Source organism: Cellulosimicrobium sp. EB106-03-01-XG111 (assembly GCF_058792115.1).
The window spans coordinates 147,167-167,385 of the sequence record NZ_JBYTEQ010000003.1; the positions used below are offsets into that span (position 1 = coordinate 147,167).

Annotated in this window: 21 protein-coding genes and 1 riboswitch; of the genes, 1 reads left to right on the forward strand and 20 read right to left on the reverse strand. The window is 76.1% G+C overall.

The window, feature by feature from the left end:
* Positions 1-2 precede the first annotated feature (2 nt).
* The 7 genes from hisG to rpe form a co-directional block, all read right to left on the reverse strand.
* Positions 3-857, reverse strand: a complete 855-nt coding sequence (hisG, locus tag AC3WT4_RS04675) for an ATP phosphoribosyltransferase (protein WP_009865157.1) — start codon at positions 855-857, stop codon at positions 3-5.
* A 109-nt stretch (positions 858-966) separates the two neighbouring features.
* Complete coding sequence (locus tag AC3WT4_RS04680; RefSeq protein ID WP_024839663.1) at positions 967-1,230, reverse strand: phosphoribosyl-ATP diphosphatase; 264 nt, start codon at positions 1,228-1,230, stop codon at positions 967-969.
* Positions 1,231-1,310: 80 nt separating this feature from the next.
* On the reverse strand, positions 1,311-1,778 hold the full coding sequence (ribH, locus tag AC3WT4_RS04685; RefSeq protein ID WP_492314843.1) for a 6,7-dimethyl-8-ribityllumazine synthase: 468 nt from the start codon (positions 1,776-1,778) through the stop codon (positions 1,311-1,313).
* The gene (gene ribB, locus AC3WT4_RS04690; RefSeq protein WP_492314844.1) at positions 1,775-3,196 is read right to left on the reverse strand and encodes a 3,4-dihydroxy-2-butanone-4-phosphate synthase; all 1,422 of its coding nucleotides are present in this window, start codon (positions 3,194-3,196) and stop codon (positions 1,775-1,777) included. Before ribB ends, ribH begins: the two co-directional genes overlap by 4 nt.
* Positions 3,193-3,816, reverse strand: coding sequence for a riboflavin synthase (locus AC3WT4_RS04695; protein WP_492314845.1), 624 nt, complete (start codon positions 3,814-3,816; stop codon positions 3,193-3,195). The genes ribB and AC3WT4_RS04695 overlap by 4 nt, the downstream gene beginning before the upstream one ends.
* Positions 3,816-4,961, reverse strand: coding sequence for a bifunctional diaminohydroxyphosphoribosylaminopyrimidine deaminase/5-amino-6-(5-phosphoribosylamino)uracil reductase RibD (ribD, locus tag AC3WT4_RS04700; RefSeq protein WP_492314846.1), 1,146 nt, complete (start codon positions 4,959-4,961; stop codon positions 3,816-3,818). Before ribD ends, AC3WT4_RS04695 begins: the two co-directional genes overlap by 1 nt.
* Positions 4,962-5,117: 156 nt before the next feature.
* Positions 5,118-5,243, reverse strand: a riboswitch (FMN riboswitch).
* Between the two features lie 277 nt (positions 5,244-5,520).
* Positions 5,521-6,189: a ribulose-phosphate 3-epimerase gene (gene rpe, locus AC3WT4_RS04705; protein WP_492314847.1), complete on the reverse strand. Its 669-nt coding sequence runs from the start codon at positions 6,187-6,189 to the stop codon at positions 5,521-5,523.
* A gap of 52 nt (positions 6,190-6,241) precedes the next feature.
* Here rpe and AC3WT4_RS04710 point away from each other — a divergent pair, with 52 nt between their 5' ends.
* Positions 6,242-6,847 carry a GNAT family N-acetyltransferase gene (locus AC3WT4_RS04710; protein ID WP_492314848.1) on the forward strand — a complete coding sequence of 202 codons (606 nt, stop codon included), beginning with the start codon at positions 6,242-6,244 and terminating at the stop codon, positions 6,845-6,847.
* Positions 6,848-6,998: 151 nt separating this feature from the next.
* On the opposite strand, the gene AC3WT4_RS04715 is transcribed toward AC3WT4_RS04710, so the two are convergent.
* The 13 genes from AC3WT4_RS04715 to AC3WT4_RS04775 form a co-directional block, all read right to left on the reverse strand.
* On the reverse strand, positions 6,999-8,285 hold the full coding sequence (locus AC3WT4_RS04715) for a type II toxin-antitoxin system HipA family toxin (RefSeq protein ID WP_492314849.1): 1,287 nt from the start codon (positions 8,283-8,285) through the stop codon (positions 6,999-7,001).
* Positions 8,282-8,509, reverse strand: coding sequence for a helix-turn-helix domain-containing protein (locus tag AC3WT4_RS04720; RefSeq protein WP_074806350.1), 228 nt, complete (start codon positions 8,507-8,509; stop codon positions 8,282-8,284). Before AC3WT4_RS04720 ends, AC3WT4_RS04715 begins: the two co-directional genes overlap by 4 nt.
* A 132-nt stretch (positions 8,510-8,641) precedes the next feature.
* A complete protein-coding gene (locus AC3WT4_RS04725; protein ID WP_492314850.1) occupies positions 8,642-10,348 on the reverse strand; it encodes an RsmB/NOP family class I SAM-dependent RNA methyltransferase in 1,707 nt (568 codons plus the stop codon).
* Positions 10,345-11,298 carry a methionyl-tRNA formyltransferase gene (gene fmt, locus AC3WT4_RS04730; protein ID WP_492314851.1) on the reverse strand — a complete coding sequence of 318 codons (954 nt, stop codon included), beginning with the start codon at positions 11,296-11,298 and terminating at the stop codon, positions 10,345-10,347. Before fmt ends, AC3WT4_RS04725 begins: the two co-directional genes overlap by 4 nt.
* A gap of 103 nt (positions 11,299-11,401) precedes the next feature.
* Positions 11,402-11,776 carry a hypothetical protein gene (locus AC3WT4_RS04735; protein WP_492314852.1) on the reverse strand — a complete coding sequence of 125 codons (375 nt, stop codon included), beginning with the start codon at positions 11,774-11,776 and terminating at the stop codon, positions 11,402-11,404.
* A 13-nt stretch (positions 11,777-11,789) separates the two neighbouring features.
* Positions 11,790-12,497, reverse strand: coding sequence for an HAD family hydrolase (locus tag AC3WT4_RS04740; protein WP_492314853.1), 708 nt, complete (start codon positions 12,495-12,497; stop codon positions 11,790-11,792).
* Positions 12,494-14,854, reverse strand: a complete 2,361-nt coding sequence (locus AC3WT4_RS04745; protein WP_492314854.1) for a primosomal protein N' family DNA-binding protein — start codon at positions 14,852-14,854, stop codon at positions 12,494-12,496. Before AC3WT4_RS04745 ends, AC3WT4_RS04740 begins: the two co-directional genes overlap by 4 nt.
* A 64-nt stretch (positions 14,855-14,918) precedes the next feature.
* A complete protein-coding gene (metK, locus tag AC3WT4_RS04750) occupies positions 14,919-16,115 on the reverse strand; it encodes a methionine adenosyltransferase (RefSeq protein ID WP_108051750.1) in 1,197 nt (398 codons plus the stop codon).
* Positions 16,116-16,178: 63 nt separating this feature from the next.
* Entirely contained in the window at positions 16,179-17,486 is a 1,308-nt protein-coding gene (coaBC, locus tag AC3WT4_RS04755) for a bifunctional phosphopantothenoylcysteine decarboxylase/phosphopantothenate--cysteine ligase CoaBC (protein ID WP_492314855.1), read from the reverse strand.
* Positions 17,487-17,607: 121 nt separating this feature from the next.
* The gene (gene rpoZ / locus AC3WT4_RS04760; RefSeq protein ID WP_031316460.1) at positions 17,608-17,886 is read right to left on the reverse strand and encodes a DNA-directed RNA polymerase subunit omega; all 279 of its coding nucleotides are present in this window, start codon (positions 17,884-17,886) and stop codon (positions 17,608-17,610) included.
* A gap of 175 nt (positions 17,887-18,061) precedes the next feature.
* Positions 18,062-18,673 carry a guanylate kinase gene (gene gmk, locus AC3WT4_RS04765; protein WP_492314921.1) on the reverse strand — a complete coding sequence of 204 codons (612 nt, stop codon included), beginning with the start codon at positions 18,671-18,673 and terminating at the stop codon, positions 18,062-18,064.
* 103 nt (positions 18,674-18,776) lie between these two features.
* Entirely contained in the window at positions 18,777-19,088 is a 312-nt protein-coding gene (gene mihF, locus AC3WT4_RS04770) for an integration host factor, actinobacterial type (RefSeq protein WP_021482878.1), read from the reverse strand.
* Positions 19,089-19,332: 244 nt separating this feature from the next.
* Entirely contained in the window at positions 19,333-20,208 is an 876-nt protein-coding gene (locus AC3WT4_RS04775; protein WP_492314856.1) for a tyrosine-protein phosphatase, read from the reverse strand.
* Positions 20,209-20,219: the final 11 nt, after the last annotated feature.

Here is a 20,219-nt window from a genome sequence, read left to right on the forward strand (position 1 = left end):
GCTCAGAGGCGCGAGGCGTGGATCCGGGTCACGAGGATCGCGCGCGCCCCGACGTCGTACAGGGCGTCCATGACCTGGTTCGTGCGGTCGCGGCGCACCATCGCGCGCACCGCCGCCCAGTCCCGGTCGTGCAGCGGGGACACCGTGGGCGACTCCAGGCCCGGCGTGATCGCGACCGCACGGTCCACGAGCGACACCGGCACGTCGTAGTCCATGAGGACGTACTCGTGCGCCGTCAGCACACCCTGCAGGCGACGGGACAGCACCTCCACCCCCGCCGGGACGTCCGCCTCCGCCACCTTGCGCGGCCGGATCAGCACCGCCTCCGACACCAGGATCGGGTCGCCGAACACCTCCAGGCCCGCGCCCCGCAGCGTCGTGCCCGTCGACACCACGTCCGCGACGACGTCCGCCACCCCGAGCTGTACCGCCGACTCGACCGCACCGTCCAGGTGCACGACCGTCGCGTCCACCCCGTGCGCCCGCAGGTGCCCCTCCACGAGGACCTCGTACGACGTCGCGACCCGCAGCCCCTGCACCTGCTCCAACGACGTGATCGTCCCCGCCGGAGCCGCATACCGGAACGTCGACCCCCCGAACCCGAGCTGCATGTGCTCCACCGCGTCCGCGCCCGAGTCCAGCAGCAGGTCCCGCCCCGTCACCCCGACGTCGACCGTGCCCGACCCCACGTACACCGCGATGTCGCGAGGGCGCAGGAAGAAGAACTCGGCGTCGTTGTCCGGGTCCGCCAGCACCAGCTCGCGCGGGTCACGACGCTGGCGGTACCCCGCCTCGCGCAGCATCTCGACGGCGGGCTCGGACAGGGACCCCTTGTTGGGGACAGCGATACGCAGCATGACAGGACCTTCGTTCAGGGGATCGGGCAGGAAGAGGGGACCAGCAGGGACGAGCGAGGGGCGAGCGGCGCTCGCGGCCGGGAGCGGGGACGCTCACCGGCGCGGCCGCTCACAGATGCTCGTACACGTCCTGCAGGCTCAGACCCTTCGCCAGCATGAGGACCTGCAGGTGGTAGAGGAGCTGGGAGATCTCCTCCGCCGTCTTCACGTCGCCCTCGTACTCGGCGGCCATCCACACCTCGGCGGCCTCCTCGACCACCTTCTTCCCGATCGCGTGCACGCCGGCGTCCAGCTCCGCGACCGTGCCGGAACCGGCAGGTCGCGTCGTGGCCTTCTCGGACAGCTCCGCGAACAGGGACTCGAACGTCTTCACGCGCTCCAGGGTATCCGCCACCCGGACCCGGCCGGGGCGTGTCCGCCCAGCGGGCACACCCCGACCGTTCGCGTCACAGGTCACAGGTCGCGCAACGCCACGACCGTCGCGACCGCCGCCTGCGCCGCCTCCGCACCCTTGTCCTCGCGCGACCCCTCCAGACCCGCCCGGTCCAGCGCCTGCTGCTCGTCGTCGCACGTCAGCACACCGAACCCCACCGGCACGCCCGTGCGCACGCTCACGTCCGTCAGACCCGACGTCGCCGCCTGGCACACGTACTCGAAGTGCGGCGTGCCCCCACGGATCACCACCCCCAGCGCCACCACCGCGTCCGCGCCGTGCTCCACCGCACGCGCCGCCGCCACCGGCAGCTCGAACGACCCCGGCACCCGCACCACGCTCACGTGCGACACGTTCGCCGCCGCCAACGCCCGGCGCGCCCCCGCCAGCAACCCGTCCATCACCTCCGTGTGCCAGCTCGCCGCGACCACCGTCACCCGCAGCCCCGACCCGTCCACGCTCACCCTCGGCGCACCCGCCCCGCTCATCCCTCGTCCTCCTTCGTCTCCTCGGCACCGGACCCGTCGTCCGGCCCTCCCACGGCAGGCCCGTCCGGGACCGCCACCGTGTCCAGCAGATGACCCATCGCCACCTTCTTCGTCACCAGGTACGCCCGGTTGTGCTCCCCGTGACCCACCTCGATCCGCTCAGTCCCCACGACGTCGATGCCCGACGCCACCAGACCCGTCACCTTCGCCGGGTTGTTCGTCAGCAACCGCACCCGCGACAACCCCAGGTCCGCCAGGATCGCCGCCGCCGCCCCGTACTCCCGCCGGTCCACCGGCCACCCCAGCTCCACGTTCGCCTGCACCGTGTCCAGACCCGCGTCCTGCAGCTCGTACGCCCCGATCTTCGCCAGCAACCCGATGCCGCGCCCCTCGTGCCCCCGCAGGTACACCACCGCGCCGCCCTCCGCCGCGACCCGCCCCAACGCCGCCTCCAGCTGCGGCCCGCAGTCGCACCGCAACGACCTGAACGCGTCCCCCGTCAAGCACTCCGAGTGCACCCGCACCACCGGCACCCCCTCCGGCCCGACGGCGCTCGCGGCCTGCGCGCCCGCGTCACCACGGTCCGACGCGCGAGCCGGACCCACAGCGGGAACCAGCGCCACGTGCTCCGCCCCCGTGCGCAGGTCCCGATACCCCACCACCCGGAACCGGCCGTGCGCCGTCGGGAGCTCCGCCGAGGCGGTGCGGTGCACCCGCCGCACCAACGCCTCCCGATCCGGCACCTCCGCGGCCACCGCAGGCGCCGGGTCGTGCACCCGCCGCCACGCCACCAGGTCCGCGATCGTGATGAGCACCAGCCCGTCCCGCTCCGCCAACGCCGCCGCGTCCCCCAGACGCATCATCGACCCGTCGTCGCGCACCAGCTCCGCGATCCCCCCGACCTCCCCCATCCCCGCCAGGCGCACCAGGTCCACCGCCGCCTCCGTGTGCCCCGCACGGTGCAGCACACCCCCCGCCACCGCCCGCAACGGCAGCACGTGACCCGGCCGGATCAGGTCCACGGGACCCGACGCCGGGTCTGCCAGCACCCGCAACGTCCGCGCCCGGTCCTCCGCCGAGATCCCCGTCGACACCCCCGTCGCCGCGTCCACCGTCACCGTGTACGCCGTCCGCCGCGGATCCTGGCTGTGCGGCACCATCAACGGCAGCTCCAACGCGTCCGCCCGCACCGCCGGCATCGGCGCGCACAGATACCCCGACGAGTGCCGGATCGTCCACGCCACCCACTCCGCCGACACCCCCTGCGCCGCGAACACCACGTCCGCCTCGTTCTCCCGGTCCGGCGAGTCCGCCACCAGCACCGGACGCCCCGCCCGGATCGCCGCCAGCGCCTCCTCCACCGACCCCAGCCGCACGCCCTCCGGCACCGCGGCGCTCGCGGACCCCGCGCCCGTCACGACGCGCTCCCGGGGACCACGCCCGACACGAGCAGCCGCTCGACGTACTTCGCCAGCACGTCGACCTCCAGGTTCACGCGGTCCCCCGGGACCAGCCCCCCGAGGACCGTCGCCTCCAGAGTCGTCGGGATGAGCGAGACGCCGAACGTCTCGTCGTCCGCGTGCGTCACCGTCAACGACACCCCGCTCACCGCGATCGAACCCTTCTCCGCCACGTACCGGGTCAGACCCGCAGGGGCGGAGAACACCAGGTCGTCCCAGCGCTCCCCCGGCGCGCGGCTCACGAGCACGCCCACACCGTCCACGTGCCCCTGCACCACGTGACCGCCCAGCCGCGCGTCCGCCCGGACGGCCCGCTCCAGGTTCACCGGCGACCCCGCGACGAGGTCACCCAGCGCCGTGCGCCGCAACGACTCCGGCATGACGTCCGCCGTGAACGACCCGTCCCCCCCGAGGCTCGTGACCGTCAGGCACACCCCGTTCACCGCGATCGAGTCACCGAGCCCCGCGTCCGACACCACGAGCGGCCCCTCGACCGTGAGCACCGCGTCCTGCCCCGCGCCGCCCGGGAACCCGATGTCCCGGACCCTCCCGATCTCCTCCACGATCCCCGTGAACATCAACCCACCCGTCCTTCCGTGCTCTTCCTGGACACCACCAGCGCGTCGTCCCCGACACGCCTCACCTCCACCGTGCGGAACCGGTGCGCGTCGGCGATCGTCGCCACGCCCAGCCCGTCCACCGCCCGTCGACCGCTCCCCAGCAGCACCGGCGCCACGTACGCGTGCATCTCGTCCACCGCACCCACGGCCAGGAACGCCGTCGCCAGCGTCGGACCGCCCTCCACCAGCACGTGCCGCACCTCCCGCTCCGCGAGCCTCTCCAGCACCTCACCGACGTCCCGCGTCAGCACGTGCACCAGCTCGCCGCCCTCCCCGCGGACCCGCGCCGTCGGCGGGATCCCCCGCAGTCCCACCACCACCCGCAACGGCTGGTGCTCCGCCAGGCGCACGGCGCTCGCGGGGTTCCGCGCTGCGGCGTGCGAGGAGTCGTGGGCGCGGACCCGCGCGGTGAGCGCCGGGTCGTCGGCCAGGAGCGTGCCCGTGCCGACGACGATCGCGTCAACCTCCGCGCGCACGCGGTGGGCGTGCTCGCGCGCCGCAGGCCCGGTGATCCACCGGCTCGTCCCGTCCTCGGCGGCGACGTGGCCGTCGAGCGTCGTGGCCGTCTTGAGCGTCACGTACGGCGTGCCGCGCCGGACGGCCGTGAGCCACACGCGCAGGAGCTCCTCGCCCTCCGCGGCGCGCAGGCCGCGCACGACGCGCACCCCTGCGGCACGCAGCCGGTGCGCGCCGCCCGCGGCGACGGGGTTCGGGTCGTCGACGGCGAGCACGACCTCCGCCACGCCCGCCGCGACGAGCGCGTCGGCGCACGGGCCGGTACGACCGGTGTGGCCGCACGGCTCGAGGGTGACGACGGCCGTCGCGCCGGTGACGTCGACGCCGCGCGCCCGCGCGTCGGCGAGTGCCGCTGCCTCCGCGTGCGGCGTCCCCGCGCCCCGGTGCCACCCCTCGGCGAGCACGGGCCTCGGGCGCGGGTCGAGCGAGCCGGGGGTCGCGCCGTCGGGCACGGGTGCGCCGGCCGGAGGGCCCAGCAGGACGCACCCGACGCGGGGGTTCGGCCCGTGCGCCGGTCCTCTGGCCGCCAGAGCGAGCGCGCGCGCCATCGCGGCGTCGGTCGTCAGGGTGCGGGGGTGCTCGCCCATCGTCCTCCTCCCGGGCACGGGCGCTCCGGGGTGAGGGCGGGCGGCGGGTCGAGCCACGAGGGCCCGACGGCGTCGCTCACCACGGCGAGGCCGCCACCTCGCGACGGGTGCACCGACGGGTCGCCGGAGCACCACGCGCCGAGGCGTGGCCGCGCCGCACGTGCTTCCTCCCATCCGGACTTTCACCGTCGGTCCTGGAGTTCCACCAGGTCAACCGCGCGTGGGCGCGGGTCGCGGACTGTCACCGCCGGCTCGGAATTGCACCGACCCCGGAGCACGTTCGTGCGTACTGCGTTCTGCAACCGCCGATGGTACTCCGGTATCCCCCGCGACGGGGAGGTCGGTGACCCGTCGAGACGCCTGCCGCCCGAGGCGAGGACGGCCGTCGCGACAGGTGACCTCCTCCGAGCTGCGGCCTCCCCGCGTCGGCGCCCGGTTTTCCGTGCTGGTTGGTGACCTGCACGCGGCCGGTGGGTGGAGGAATGTGCGCTTGGCACACTATTTTATCGGAGACAGAGAAGGGGCTCTCCCCGCGGAGAGCCCCTTCCCCGCTCCCGGATCAGTGGGCGTGCGCCGACGCCTCCGCCAGCTCGCGCAGCGCCTGGATCTCCGCCGGCACGTTCTCCGCCCCGTACACCGCCGACCCGGCGACGAAGACGTTCGCCCCCGCGTCCGCGGCCCGCTCGATCGTCGAGCGCGACACTCCCCCGTCGACCTGGATCCACACGTCGAGGCCCGACGCGCTCACGGCCTCGCGCGCCCGCCGGATCTTCGGCAGCGTCCCCTCGATGAAGGACTGCCCGCCGAAGCCCGGCTCGACCGTCATGACGAGGATCATGTCCACCTCGGTCAGCAGGTCCAGGAAGGGCTCCACGGGCGTCGCAGGGCGCAGCGCGACCCCCGCGCGGGCTCCCAGGCGCCGGAGCTCACGAGCGAGCCGCACAGGGGCAGCAGCGGCCTCGGCGTGGAACGTGACCGACGCCGCGCCCGCCTCCGCGTACGACGGCGCCCAGCGGTCCGGGTCCTCGATCATGAGGTGCGCGTCGATGGGGACGGGCGACACCTGCGCCAGACGCTCGAACACCGGCAGCCCGAGCGTCAGGTTCGGCACGAAGTGGTTGTCCATGACGTCGACGTGCGCGTAGTCCGCCGTGGCGATCGCGTCGAGGTCACGCTCGAGGTTCGCGAAGTCGGCGGACAGGATGCTCGGTGCGATGAGGGCTGCCATGGGCCCCAGCCTAGGGGCGCGTGCCGGCGCCCGGCGCTCGTACCCTCGTCGCGTGAGCGACCTCTCCTCCCCCGCCCCCGGTCCGATCCCCGCCGCGATCCCCGTCGCGCCCGACCGACCCATGCCCGCGCCCGGCGTGACGGTCCGCCCGGCGACGGTGCACGACCTGCCGCGGGTCGCGGAGATCGCCGCCCCGTTCGTGCGCGACACGTGCGTGACGTTCGAGGAGGAGGTCTGGGACGTCCCGGCGTGGCACCGCAAGCTCGACGACGTCACCGCGCGCGGCCTGCCGTTCCTCGTCGCCGAGGTGGAGGGTCCGGCCGAACCGGGCTCCCCGCGCGGCGTCGTCGCGGGCTACGCGTACGCGTCCGCCTGGCGCCCCAAGCCCGCCTACCGGCACACCGCCGAGAACACGATCTACCTCGACCCGGCGCACGCCGGACGCGGCGTCGGCACGGCGCTGCTCGCCGCGCTCCTGGAGGCGCTGGCCGCCGCGGGGGTCCGCCAGGTCGTCTCAGTCGTCGCCGACGTCCCCGAGGCCGCCGGGTCGCTCCCGCTGCACCGCCGCTTCGGCTTCGTCGAGGCCGGCCGCCTCACCGCCGTCGGGTTCAAGCACGGCCGCTGGGTCGACACGATCCTGCTCCAGCGCACCCTCTGATCGCGTCGACGCCGCGGCCACGATCGGCCCGGGTGCCCGTCGTCGCGCAGCGGCCGACCAGGCGGTCCTGGTGGGTCGAGCAGGCGGTCCTGGTAGGTGGAGCCGCGCGGACCCGCCACGACCACCTGCTCGGCGCGAGAGGAGGCCGCGCTCAGACGACCAGGCCGCGGCGGAGGTCGGCGGTGCGCCGCTCGACCGTGCGCCAGGCGTGCCGGCTCACGCCGGGGTGGGCGTCGCGGTCGATGTCCGCGAGCGCCGCGAGGAGTCCGTCGAGGGTCTGGGCGACGGCGCGCTGGGCGCGCCGGCGGGGAAGCCCCCAGGTGGTGCCCTCGGTGACGAGGTGGTCGGCGGTGAGGCGGTCCATGTCGCGTTCGCCGGCGACGTCCATGGCGAAGACGCGGGAGGCGTGGTCGTGGTGGAGGTGCATGGCGATGTCGTAGGCGGGGGCGAGGCGGACGGTGCCGTCGGCGTGGCGCAGGACGGAGATGTTCTTGGCGTGGGCGTCGGTGTTGCCGAGGGCGAGGTTGAGGGTGGTGAGGGCGAGGAGGGGGTCGGGGCGGGTGCCGTCGTCGCGCAGGGTGCGGGCGATGGCGGCGAGGGAGGGGAAGCGGCGGCCGTGCTGGAACTTGCGTTCGGGGTCGCGGGTGTTGATGCCGAGGGCCTGGGCGGCGTCCTCCTGGTGGAGGCGTGCGGTGCCGGTGGGTTCGTCGGGGTCGGGGACGCGGTCGTAGCGGGTGACGACGATGGCGCGTTCGCCGTCGAACTCGGTGACGTGGGCGTCGACGGTGGTGAGGCCGATACGGCGGGCGAGGTCGAGAGCGGCAGCTTCGGTGTTGACGAGGTCGGCGGTGGGCGAGTCGGCGGGGCGGGCGACCTTGAGGATGTGGGTGGTGGGTGCGGAGCCGTGAGGTCGGGCCCAGCCGTGCTCGTCGTGGAGGAGGGTGATCTTGGGCTCCATGCCGGGCAGGGAGCTGGTGAGGTGCTCGCTGCGGCCTTCTCCCCCGCTGCGTGCGACGGCGGCGTGCAGGAGTCGTGCGACGGCGGCGTCGTCGAGGTGTTCGGGGGTGCCGGGTGCGGGGTGGGCGTGGCCGTCGGGGGCGAGGAGGACGGCGCCTGCGGTGTCGTGGCCGTAGTGGACGAGGAAGGCGAGGGCGTCGTCGGGGTCGATGCCGGCGTCGATGGCCATGGCGTCGCGGGTGCGGCCCTCGGGGAGGAGTCCGTCGAGCCAGGCGGCGACGCGGGCGGGGTGGGGCGGGGCTTCGTCGGGCGGGGTGATGGGCAGGAGGTGGGACAGGACCCGGGCGTCGTGCCCCCAGCGGTCGAGGGCCTCGGTGGTCCAGGTGAGGGTGACGCGGGGGGTGCCGTCGGTGGTGCGGGTGCTGGTGGGTGCGAGGGTCGCGACGGGGGTGCCGTAGAGCCAGGCGGTGACGGTGGTCATCGGCGTTCCTGGAGTCGCAGGTCGACGTCGAGGGTGTCGAGGAGCTCGAAGAGTCGTTGGACCCAGAGGTTCTCGACGCCGTTCTCGAGCTCGGAGAGGTACTGGCGGGTGATGCCGAGCTCGTCGGCGACCTGGGCCTGAGTGAGCCCGCGGGCGCGGCGGACGCGGCTGAGGTAGGCGCCGAGGTCGCGGGGGCTGCGGGGGGTGGTCCAGGTGTCGGCCATGCTCGCTCTCCTGCCGTCGGGTGCGCTGACGTGCTGCCCGCGTCAGGATTCCCTGACACGCAGTGATGTCAGGTTACTCCGACACCCCGGCGTTGTCGAGATATGCCGACACCTCGACCGGTGGCGCGGCGCTCATGCCGTGCGGCGGAGCAGCGTCAGGTGCATGGCGTCGGTGCCGTGGACGTGCGGCCAGAGCTGGACGTCCTGACGGTCCCCGAGCTCGACGGTGTCGCGCACCTCGGGGCGCACGACGTCGCGCACGACGGCGGGGGCGTCGAGGACCTCGACGTCGTCGCGGCGGCGCAGCACGTCGGCGACGACGACCTGGGTCTCGGCGAGGTGGGGCGAGCACGTGACGTACCCGACCACTCCCCCGGGCCGGACGGCGTCGAGCGCGGAGTCGAGGAGCTCGCGCTGGAGCCCGGTGAGGGTCGCGAGGTCCGCCGGGGTGCGGCGCCACCGGGACTCGGGCCGGCGCCGCAGGGCACCGAGGCCCGTGCAGGGGGCGTCGAGGAGAACGCGGTCGTACGCGCCCGGCTCGTCCTGCCCGACGGCGCGCCCGTCGCCCGTGCGCACGGCCTCCACGGCGTCGGCGGGGACGGCGGCGAGCGCCTTCTCCACGAGGCGCGCCCGGTGCGGCTGGACCTCGTTGGCGACGAGGCGCGCCCCACGCTCGGCCGCGAGCGCCGCGAGGAGCGCGGCCTTGCCCCCGGGGCCGGCGCACAGGTCGAGCCAGCGCGCGTCGTCGCCGGCGGAGCCGGGGTGCGTCCCGGTGAGCGGTGCGGCGGCGAGCGCGAGCGCGACGAGCTGGCTGCCCTCGTCCTGGACGCCGGCGCGGCCGTCGCGCACGGCGCCGAACGCGGCGGGGTCGCCGCCGTCGAGGGTCAGCGCGGTGGGTGCCCAGCGGGCGGGGGTGACGCGGTCGTCGCCGTCGGAGAGCTCGTGAGGGTCGGCGAGGCCGGGGCGGGCGACGAGCGTGACGCGGGGGGCGTCGTTGTCGGCGGCGAGGAGGGCGTCGAGCTCGTCCACGGGGCGCCCGTTGCCGGCGAGGGCGTCGCGCAGGGCGCGGGCGATCCACACGGGGTGGCTCTGGGTGGCCGCGAGCGCCGCGAGGGGGTCGGGGGCGTCGTCGGCGAGGGTGGTGAGCCAGTCGTCGAGAGGGGTGCGGGCGACGCGGCGCAGGACGGCGTTGACGAGCTGGGCGCTGCCGGCGCCGGTGCGTTCGCGGGCGAGGCCGACGGTCTCGGAGACGGCGGCGTGCTGCGGGACGCGCATGGCGAGGAGCTGGTGCGTGCCGAGGCGCAGGACGTCGAGCACGGGTGGGTCGAGGCGGTCGAGGGGGCGGTCGAGGCAGTGCGCGAGGATCGCGTCGTAGCGGCCGCGCAGGCGCAGGGTGCCGTAGGCGAGCTCGGTCGCGAAGCCGGCGTCGCGTCCGCGGATGCCGCGCTCGCGCAGCAGGGGCGGCAGGACGAGGTTGGCGTAGGCGTCGGAGCCGTCGACCTGGCGCAGGACGTCGTACGCGACGGCCCGTGCGGGGTCGGTGCCCTTGCGGCGCTGGGAGGGTGCTGCGGAGCTGCGGTGGGCCTCCCCGCGGGAGCGGGCGGCGCCGCGCTGGCGGCCGCGGGCGTCACGGCGGGCGTCGTCCCCGCCGCCCGACGCGGCACCTGTCCCTGCCTCCGGGGCCGCCTTCGAACGCGCGTTCGAGCGCTCGCCGCCTCGTGGGTCGACGCCGTTCGAACGCGTGTTCGACGCCCCGTCGTCCCGGCGCCCCGGACGCCCACGTCCGTTCGAACGTGCGTTCGATCCGCCCGCGGGCCGGTCGCGGCGCTCGGCGCTCATCGGGCGGTCTCCGCACCGAGGACCGTGGCGTCGTCGAGCCGGGCGCCGCGCGCCCAGTCGGCGGCGGGCATGTGCTTCTTGCCCACCGGCGCCACCTCCCCGAGCTGGACGGCGTGGCTCGCGGTCCCGACGAGCACCTCCTTCTTGCCCGCACGCACCTGCCCGGGAGCGAGGTCGACGACGTCGGGGCGCGGGGTGACCGGGCCGAGCCCCAGGCGCGCGGGCGTGCCGTCGGCGCCCGGGAGGGTCGTCCACGCGCCGGGGGCCGGGGTGCAGCCGCGCACCAGGCGGTCGACCGCGAGCGCCGGGTGGTCCCAGCGGACCTCGGCGTCGGCGGTCGTCAGCTTGGCGGCGTGGGAGACGCCGTCGGCGGGCTGGGGCTGCGGGCGCAGGGTGCCGTCCTCGAGGGCGTCGAGGGTGGCGACGAGGAGGCCCGCGCCGGAGACGGCGAGGCGGCCCAGGAGGTCGCCCGCGGTGTCGCGGGGGCGGATGGTCTCGGTCGTGGTGCCGAGCGTGGGGCCGGAGTCCAACCCTTCCTCGATGAGGAAGGTCGTCGCCCCGGTCACCTCGTCGCCCGCGATGATCGCGCGCTGCACGGGCGCCGCACCGCGCCAGGCGGGCAGGACGGAGAAGTGCAGGTTGACCCACCCGTGCCGGGGCACGGCGAGCACGTCCGGGCGCAGGATCTCCCCGTACGCGACGACGGGCGCCGCGTCGACGTCGAGCGCGGCGAGGCGCGCGAGGAACTCCTCGCCGCGGGGCCGGTCCGTGAGGACGGGGATCCCCGCCTCCTCGGCACGCACGCGGACGGGGCTGGGGGTCAGGCGCCGTCCGCGGCCCGACGGCGCGTCGGCGCGCGTGAGCACGGCGACCACCTCGTGGCGGGAGTCGAGGAGGGCGTCGAGGGACGGGACCGCGGTATCCGGGGTCCCCGCGAACAGCAGGCGCATGGGCCCGATTCTAGGTGGCCGGGCGGGGCGGCCGGCCCGGGAGCGGCACGGTGCGCGGGTCGGGCGCCGAGCACGCACGGGCGCCCGGAACGGGGCGCGCCGGTCAGGTCGCCAGCGTGGCGACCGGCGGGAACGCGGGGAACGCCTCGTCGTCCACCGGAGCGAGCTCGAGGCAGCTCAGCCGGTCGTCGTCGACGAACAGCAGCAGGAGGAAGCGGTCCGTGCCCGCCTCCAGCACGACGCGCGGGCCCTGCGCGGGGACGGGATCGGCGTCGTCGCCGAGGTCGATCGTCGGGCAGGACCCGCACGCGCACGTGCCGTGCACCCGCACGGCGTCGACCTGGGCGAGCCACCGCCGTCGGTCGGCCGCGTCCCGGTCGGGCGCGACGGCCTCGTCGCGGCACCCGTGGCGGAGCATCCAGACGAGCACGTCGCGCTCCGGGACCGTGAGCGCGCGCGGCACCGCGGCGCCCGTCACGACCCTGCGCCCATCACGACCCTGCGCCCTCGGGGCCGACCGGCACGCCGAGGTCGCGCAGCGCAGCGCGCAGCCCCGCGGTGCTCACGAACAGGTGGGTGCGCAGCCCGAGACGCTCGGCGGCGTCGACGTTGGCCGGGCTGTCGTCGGCGAACAGCGTCCGGGCCGGGTCGAGGCCGAACCGCTCGACCGCGAGCGCGAAGATCGCCAGGTCGGGCTTGGCCAGGCCCTCGCGCCCCGAGACCAGCACGTCCTCCATGAGGGTCGTGGCGGGCGCGGCCGGCGCGGCGTGCCCGAAGAGCTCCGCGGACCAGTTCGTCAGGCCGTACAGCCGCAGGCCCAGGTCGCGCAGCTCGCGCACGAGCTCCTCGGAGCCCTCGACCGGGCCGGTGAGCGTCGCGGGGAACCGCTCGACGTACCGGTCGAGGAGCGCGACGTGGTGCGGGTGGGTCGCCGCCACGCGGTCGCGCGCGTCCTGCCACGACGCGCCCGCGTCCCGCTCGTGGTTGAGCACCCGGAAGTCCACGTCGGCGAAGAACGCGTCCACGTCGCGGCGGTCGACACCGTCGTACGCGCCGTAGGGGTCCCAGCCCACCAGGACGTTGCCGAAGTCGTACAGCACGGCGTCGATCTCGCAGGCGGCGGGAGCCGCCTCCCGGTCGGTGGTCGCGTCAGCGTCCCGGGCGGTGGTCGGGGCGGCGGGCACGGGGCGGTGCGTCACAGGATCTCCTTCGGGTCGAGCTCCACCCGCACGCTACCCGGCTCGCGCCGCGCGGACCGGACCGCGACGGACGCGCCGAGCTCGCGCGCCAGCAGCCGGCCGTCGCGCACCGGGACCCGCACCACCGCCCGCACGGGCGGGGCGTCGACCAGCCCGGGCGCCGCGCCGTCCGCCCCGTCGGCACCCCGCCCGCGAGGCGACGCCGGCACCTCGACCGGACCCAGCACCGTCTCCGGCCCCGCGAGCCCCACCCGGCCCAGCACCGCCGCCACGGCGGGACGATCCCCCGTCACCGCCGCCACCCGGACCGCCGGCGGCAGCGACAGCTCGACCCGCTCGTCCAGCTCACGGTCGGCGAGGAGCGCCGGGTCCCAGCGCACGAGCGCGTTCGTCGGCGCGGGCGCGGCGTCGCCCACGAGCAGCACCTGCCCGCCCGCCGTCGCGGGCCGCACGAGCGCCGCCGCGGCGAGCCAGCGCGCGAGCGCGTCCTGCGCCACGTCGAGCCCGACGTGCGACGTGCTCACCGCCGCGTCCAGCAGCAGCGCCGCCGCGTACCCGCCCTCCGCGACCGGCTCGGCGCCCGGCGTCGCCACCACGAGCGCGGGACGCGCGGACACCGCCCCCAGCACCCCGCCCGCCGCCGCGGCACCCGACACCTGCACCGGGACCCCCGCGAACGCGCGCCCCAGCTCCTCCGCCGTGCGCTGCGACCCCACGCGCACCGACCGCAGCCCCGTCCAGTGGCACTCCGCGCACGACCATCCGCCCGCGAGCGCCCCGCACCACGCGCACTGCGGCGTCGCCTGCGGGCCGGACAGCGCGAGCGGGCCGTGGCACACCGTGCAGCGCGCGGGCGTGCGGCATCGGGCGCACGCCACCACGGGCACGTACCCCGACCGCGGCACCTGGACCAGCACCGGCCCCTGCTCGAGCGCCGCGCGCGCCGTGCGCCACGCGGCCGTCGGGATGCGCGCCGCCGCGCCCGGTCCCTCCGCCGCCAGCTCGACCGAGGTCAGCGCCCGCACGCGCGGGGCCCGGGCCCGCACGACGTCGCGTGGAGCCGCGAGCTCGTGCGCCCACCCCCGCACGACGAGCGCGTGCGCCGCCACCGTGCGCCCGTGCGACCCGAGCAGGAATGCCGCGCCCTCCTGGTCGCTGCGCAGCGCGAGCACCTCGCGTGCGTGCGGGTACGGGGCGCGCGGCTCGGCGAGCGTGTCCTCGCCGTCGTTCCAGCACACCACCAGCCCGAGGTCGACCACGGGCGCGAACGCCGCCGCACGGGTCCCCACGACGACGCGCGCGTCGCCGTGCAGGACGGCGAGGAACGCGCGGTAGCGCGGCGCGGGCCCCTCGTCGGCCGTCAGCCGCACCACCTCGCCCCCGGTCGCCGCGTCCCACGCGGGCAGCCCGGCGGCCGCGAGCGCGGCGCACACCTGGTCGACGTCGCGCGCGTCCGGCACGACGACGAGCGCGCCCCGCCCACCCGACCGGGCCGCGCGCACCGCCTCGGCGACCGCGGCCGCCCAGTGCGTCACAGGCAGCGCGTCGGGCTCCTTGCGGGACCGGACCGCGCCCCGCCGGCCCTCGGCCGCCACCTCGGGCGCCGGGGGCGCGAGCCCGGGGAGGGCGGTCCACACGGCCCGGGGTGCCCCGCCGCCCGCGACGTGCGCGAGGAACGCGGCGCCGGCCCGGTACGGGGCCCACACGGACTCCTGGTGGGCCGCGCGCGCCGCAGGGGGCGCCGACCCGGGAACGGGCTCGGCAGGCGCGGGACCGGGCTCGCCGGCGGCAGGGCCCGCGGGAGCCTCCTCGGCGGCGACGGCGTCCTCGCTCGTGGTGACCGGGGCGTCCCCGCCCGAGGCCGTTCCCGGCGCGGGCACCGTACCGGGGGTCGTCCGTGCCGCGAAGGACTGCTCGGCCCGCGCGTGCCGCGGCGGCACGGCGAGGCGCAGCACGTCGGAGAGCGTGCCTGCGTAGTGGTCCGCGACCGCGCGCGCGAGCCGCGCGACGGCGGGTGCAAGCACGGGCTCGGCCGACACGACCCGGCGCAGCGGCAGCAGGCGCCCGTCGTGGTCCGAGCGGTCGACGCGCTCCAGGACGTAGCCGTCGACGTCCCGGCCCGCGAACCGCACCTTGACCCGCACCCCCGGGCGCGCGTCGTCGGACATCGTGGCGGGGACGAGGTAGTCGAACGCGCGGTCCAGGTGCGGGGGCGCGAGGTCGAGCGCGAGCCGCGCCACGGGCAGGTGCGCCGCGATCTCGTGGGACGCCGGCGGCGCCGGGCCCCGACGCGGCGCGGCGGGGACGGTCAGCAGGGTGTCCTGCACCGCCCGCGACGTGTCCTCCGGCTCGCTCACGACGCCATCGAACCACGCGCCGCCGTCACGACCGGCGCACCCGTCGACGCCGCGACGACGCTCCTCACACCTGGGACTGCAGGTCCGCGACGCGGTCCGTGCGCTCCCACGTGAACTGCTCGAGCTCGCGCCCGAAGTGCCCGTACGCGGCGGTCGGGGCGTAGATGGGGCGCAGCAGGTCCAGGTCGCGGATGATCGCGGCCGGGCGCAGGTCGAACACCTCGCGGATCGCGGCCGTGATGCGCTCGACCGGGACCTTCTCCGTGCCGAACGTCTCCACGTACAGGCCGACGGGGTGCGCCTTGCCGATCGCGTACGCGACCTGCACCTCGCACCGCCGCGCCAGCCCCGCCGCGACGACGTTCTTCGCGACCCAGCGCGTCGCGTACGCGGCCGAGCGGTCCACCTTCGACGGGTCCTTCCCCGAGAACGCGCCCCCACCGTGGCGGGCCATGCCGCCGTACGTGTCGACGATGATCTTGCGGCCCGTCAGGCCCGCATCACCCTGCGGCCCGCCCACGACGAACGTGCCCGTGGGGTTGACGAACAGGCGCGTCGCGCGCACGTCGAGGTCGAGACCCGCGGCGTCCAGCACGGGGGCCACGACCTGTGCCGCGACCTGCCGGTGCAGCTCGTCCTGCCGCACGTCCGGGTCGTGCTGCGTCGAGAGCACCACCGTGTCGAGGGTGACGGCGCGGTCGCCGTCGTACCCCACGGTGACCTGCGTCTTGCCGTCCGGGCGCAGGCCCGGCACGGTGCCGTCGCGGCGCACTGCCGCCAGACGCTCCGCCAGGCGGTGGGCGAGCCACACCGGCAGGGGCATGAGGCTCGGCGTGTCGTCGCTGGCGTACCCGAACATCAGGCCCTGGTCACCGGCGCCCTGCGCGTCGAGGGGGTCGTGGTCGCCCTGGTCGTCGCGCTCCTCGAGGCTCTTGTCGACCCCCTGCGCGATGTCGGGCGACTGCTGGCCGATCGACACCGAGATGCCGCACGAGTCCGCGTCGAAGCCGATCACCGACGACGTGTACCCGATCCGGCGCACGACGTCGCGCACGATCTGCGGGATCTCGACGTACGCGTCCGTCGTCACCTCGCCCGCCACGTGCACCAGGCCCGTGGTGACCATCGTCTCCACGGCGACCCGCGACGTCGGGTCCTGCGTCAGGAGCGCGTCGAGGATCGCGTCGGAGATCTGGTCGCAGACCTTGTCCGGGTGGCCCTCGGTGACGGACTCGGACGTGAACAGACGCAGCTCAGCCATGTCGCACAGCCTACTGTCCCGAAAGGTGGGCGGCGATATCCGCCAGGCGAGACGAGATGCGGGTCACTCGGCCGTCCCGGCCCGCTCGTCCCGCGTCGGCGACGCCACGCGCGGCACGACGACGTCCCACACCGCGTCCGCGACCTCGCCCTTCGACCCGCTCGCCGTCGCGACGACGTCCCCCGCGCCGTCGACCACGGTCACGTCGTTCGCGTCGACCGCGAACCCCCGGCCCTCGCCCACGGCGTTGACCACGAGGAGGTCCGCGCCCTTGCGCCGCGCCTTCGCCCGGCCGTGGTCGAGCACCGACGCGTGCGCGTCACCGGTCTCCGCCGCGAAGCCGACCACCACCTGGCCCGGACGCAGGCGGTCGCGGGCGAGCTCGGCGAGCACGTCCGGGTTCTCCACGAGCACGATCGGCTCGGGACCCTGGCCCGGGACCTTCTTGATCTTCGCGTCCGGCGCGTGGGCCGGGCGGAAGTCCGCCACCGCGGCCGCCATGACGACGACGTCCGCCGTCGCCGCGGCCGACCGCACGGCGTCGCGCAGCTGCGCCGTCGTCTCGACCTCCACCACGGCGTCGGGCACGCCCCCGGGAGCGCGCACGAGCGTGGCCACGTCCGGGGACAGGTTCGCCGCCACGAGCGTGACGTGCGCGCCCCGCGCCGCCGCGGCGCGCGCCAGCTCGACGCCCTGACGCCCGCTCGACCGGTTGCCGATGAACCGCACGGGGTCGATCGGCTCGCGCGTCCCGCCCGCCGACACCACGACGCGCCGTCCCGCGAGGTCCTGCACCGGCCCGCGGTCCGCCCCGGCACCCGCGCCGGCGGTGTCGACGCGGGACACGCCCGCCACGACGGCGAGCGCGGCGCGCGCGATCTCGTCCGGCTCGGGCAGACGCCCCGGCCCCGTGTCCGCACCCGTGAGCCGCCCGGACGCCGGCTCGATCACGTGCACGCCGCGCGCTCGCAGCGTCGCCACGTTCGCGACCGTCGCCGGGTGCTCCCACATCTCCGTGTGCATCGCGGGCGCCATCACCACCGGGCAGCGCGCCGTGAGCAGCGTCGAGGTGAGCAGGTCGTCCGCGCGACCGGCGGCCGCGCGCGCGAGCAGGTCCGCCGTGGCGGGCGCCACGACGACCAGGTCGGCGCCCTGGCCCAGGGCGACGTGCGGCACGTGCTCGACGTCCTCGAACACCTGGTCCGTGGCCGGCTCGCCCGACAGCGCCTCCCACGTGGGCGCGCCCACGAAGCGCAGGGCCGACGCCGTCGGCACCACCCGCACCCGATGGCCCTGCTCCCGCAGCAGCCGCAGCAGCAGCGCGGCCTTGTACGCCGCCACCCCGCCGCTCACACCGAGCACGATCCGCATGTCGCTCCTCCTGGAGGTCCGGCTCAGGCCCGCCGCGTGCGGCGGCGGGTCACGCACCCGCGCACCCGGGCGCGGACGCACGAACGCCGCGCCCTCCGGTGGAGGTGCGCGGCGCGCGGGCTCAGGCCTCGGGGGCCTCGTCGGGCTCGGCCTCGATCGTCAGCAGGCCCGCGTTGATCTCGCGCATCGCGATCGAGAGCGGCTTCTCCTGGTTGCGCGTCTCGAGCAGCGGCCCGACGTTCTCCAGCAGGCCCTCGCTGAGCTGCGAGTAGTACGCGTTGATCTGGCGCGCGCGCTTGGCCGAGTAGATGACCAGCGCGTACTTCGAGTCGACGTGCTCGAGCAGGTCGTCGATGGGCGGGTCGGTGATGCCCTCGGGGGCGGCGACGGTTCCGGACACAGTTCGCTCCGTGGGTTCAAGGGTCTGCAGCGGGCGCTGCAGCTGGTCGATGGCGGCGGCGCGCACGGCGTCCCCGTCCGGGACCGGGCGGCCGCGGCACCACGTCGCAGGACGGGCCGCCGACCGGGCCTCGGGCCCACGGGGGAACGCCCGCGCACGGGCACCGCAGGACAGTCTACTCGCTGCGCCCCTCGCCGTGCCCGGACGGCACGGGGGACGACGCCGGGGACGAGCCCTCCGCCGGGACGGGACGGGGCTCGAGCCCCATGACGCGCACCAGCTCGTCGGTCGCGCGGTGCACCTCGTCGTTGACGATGACGTGGTCGAACTCCGACTCCGCCGCGAGCTCGACCCGGGCCGTCGTCAGCCGACGCTCCCGCTCCTCCGCGTCCTCCGTGCCGCGGCCGACGAGCCGACGCACGAGCTCGTCCCAGCTCGGCGGCGCCAGGAACACGAACCGGGCCTCGGGCATCGACGCGCGGACCTGGCGCGCACCCTGGAGATCGATCTCCAGGAGCGCCGGCACGCCCGCGGCGAGCTTCTCCTCGACCGCGCGCCGGGGCGTGCCGTAGCTGTTGCGCCCGTGCACGACGGCCCACTCCAGCAGCTCACGGTCCGCGACCATGCGCGCGAACTCGTCCGGGCCGACGAACAGGTAGTGCACGCCGTCCACCTCGCCCGGCCGCGGGTCGCGCGTCGTCGCCGACACGGACAGCCACACCTCCGGGTAGCGGGTCCGGATGTCGGCCGACACCGTGCCCTTCCCGACGGCGGTCGGGCCGGCCAGGACGGTCAGGCGGGCGGGGCCGGGGACGACGTGCGGCGACGCCGGCTCCGTGGTCTCCCCGGCGGGGACGGACGGCGTCGGCTCGGACGGGTGCGCGGAAATGTCAGCCAAACCTCTCGATGAGGGCCGCGGACTGGTGGGGACCGAGGCCGCGGACACGACGTGTCTCGGCGATCCCGATCTCCTCCATGATCGCCCGAGCCTTCACCTTACCCACGCCGGGCAGGGACTCCAGCAACGAGACGACCTTGAGCTTGCCGATCATGTCGTCCGTCTGGCCCCGCTCGATGACCTCCTTCAGGGAGCCCTGGGAGTACTTGAGCCGGTTCTTCACCTCGGCGCGCACGCGTCGTGCCTCCGCGGCCTTCTCGAGCGCCGCCGCGCGCTGTTCTGGGGTCAGGGGTGGAAGTGCCACGCAAGTCACCTACTCGTCGTCAGGCGGATGGGCCCACTCAGTCGTCCCGGCGTGCCCGCAGGTGGAGCCCCGACCGGGTGGATCACCCGGGCGACCTGCGCCGACGCACGGAGCCGACCCCTCGAAAGTAGCGAGCCTCGGGCGATCGGGCAACGACTGGGCGTGGCGCGTCGTCCGCGGCCGTGCTGCGGACGGACCCGGCAGAGGCCACGTCAGCGGGCTCGGGACGGGGGAAGGGCTCGGCTCAGGACGCCACGAGGCGCGCGACGAGCGCGTCGCGCACCGCCGTCGTCACGCCGCACGCCACGAGGTAGTCGTCGATGCTCCCGTGCTCGCGCACCGCGAGCTCCCACGCACCCTCCAGGTACGCGGGCTCGACGGTGAGGACCGGCGCGAGCGCCTCGGGCGACAGCCCCGGCAGCGGCGGCACGAGCGCGGCGAGCCCCTCGGCCGCCGCCGCGCTCGCGAGGTACTCGGTCAGGCGCTCCTGCTCCGGGACGCCCGCGACGTACTGCACGAGCGCGACGACCCAGCCCGTGCGGTCCTTGCCCGCCGAGCAGTGCACGACGCTCGCGCCGTCCGCCGCGGCGACGTCCGCCAGGACGCGGCCGACCGTCGCCCGGATGCCCGGGTCCGTGACGAACGTCGCGTACACGCCGTGCATGAGGCGCCGCGCGACCGCGGCCGGGTCGTCGGCCGCGAGCAGACCCGCGACGAGCGCCGCCGGGTCCGCCGACGCACCCGAGCCCGCTCCCCCGTCGACCAGGCCCGGCGTCGGGTCCATGCCGCGGCGCAGCACGCGCACGCCGCCCGGGACGGCGTCCGCGCCGTCGCGCGCGAGCTCGTCCCCGCCGCGCAGGTCCACGACCGTCCGCACGCCCAGGTCGACGAGAGCCGCCTGGCCCGCGGGGGTGAGCCGGGACAGGCTCGCCGTGCGCAGCAGCACCCCGGTCCGCAGCGGCTCGTCGGAACCGGCCGGCGCCGCCCGACCGCCCACGTCCCGCGCGTTCCAGGTGCCCGGCACGTCCAGCGCGCCCGGCACGGCGCCCGGCGGCGGCAGCTCCGGAGGTGCTCCGGCAGCGGGCGTGGCAGGAACCGTCGTCTCGTCGCGGGAGGTCATGGGCGCAGTCT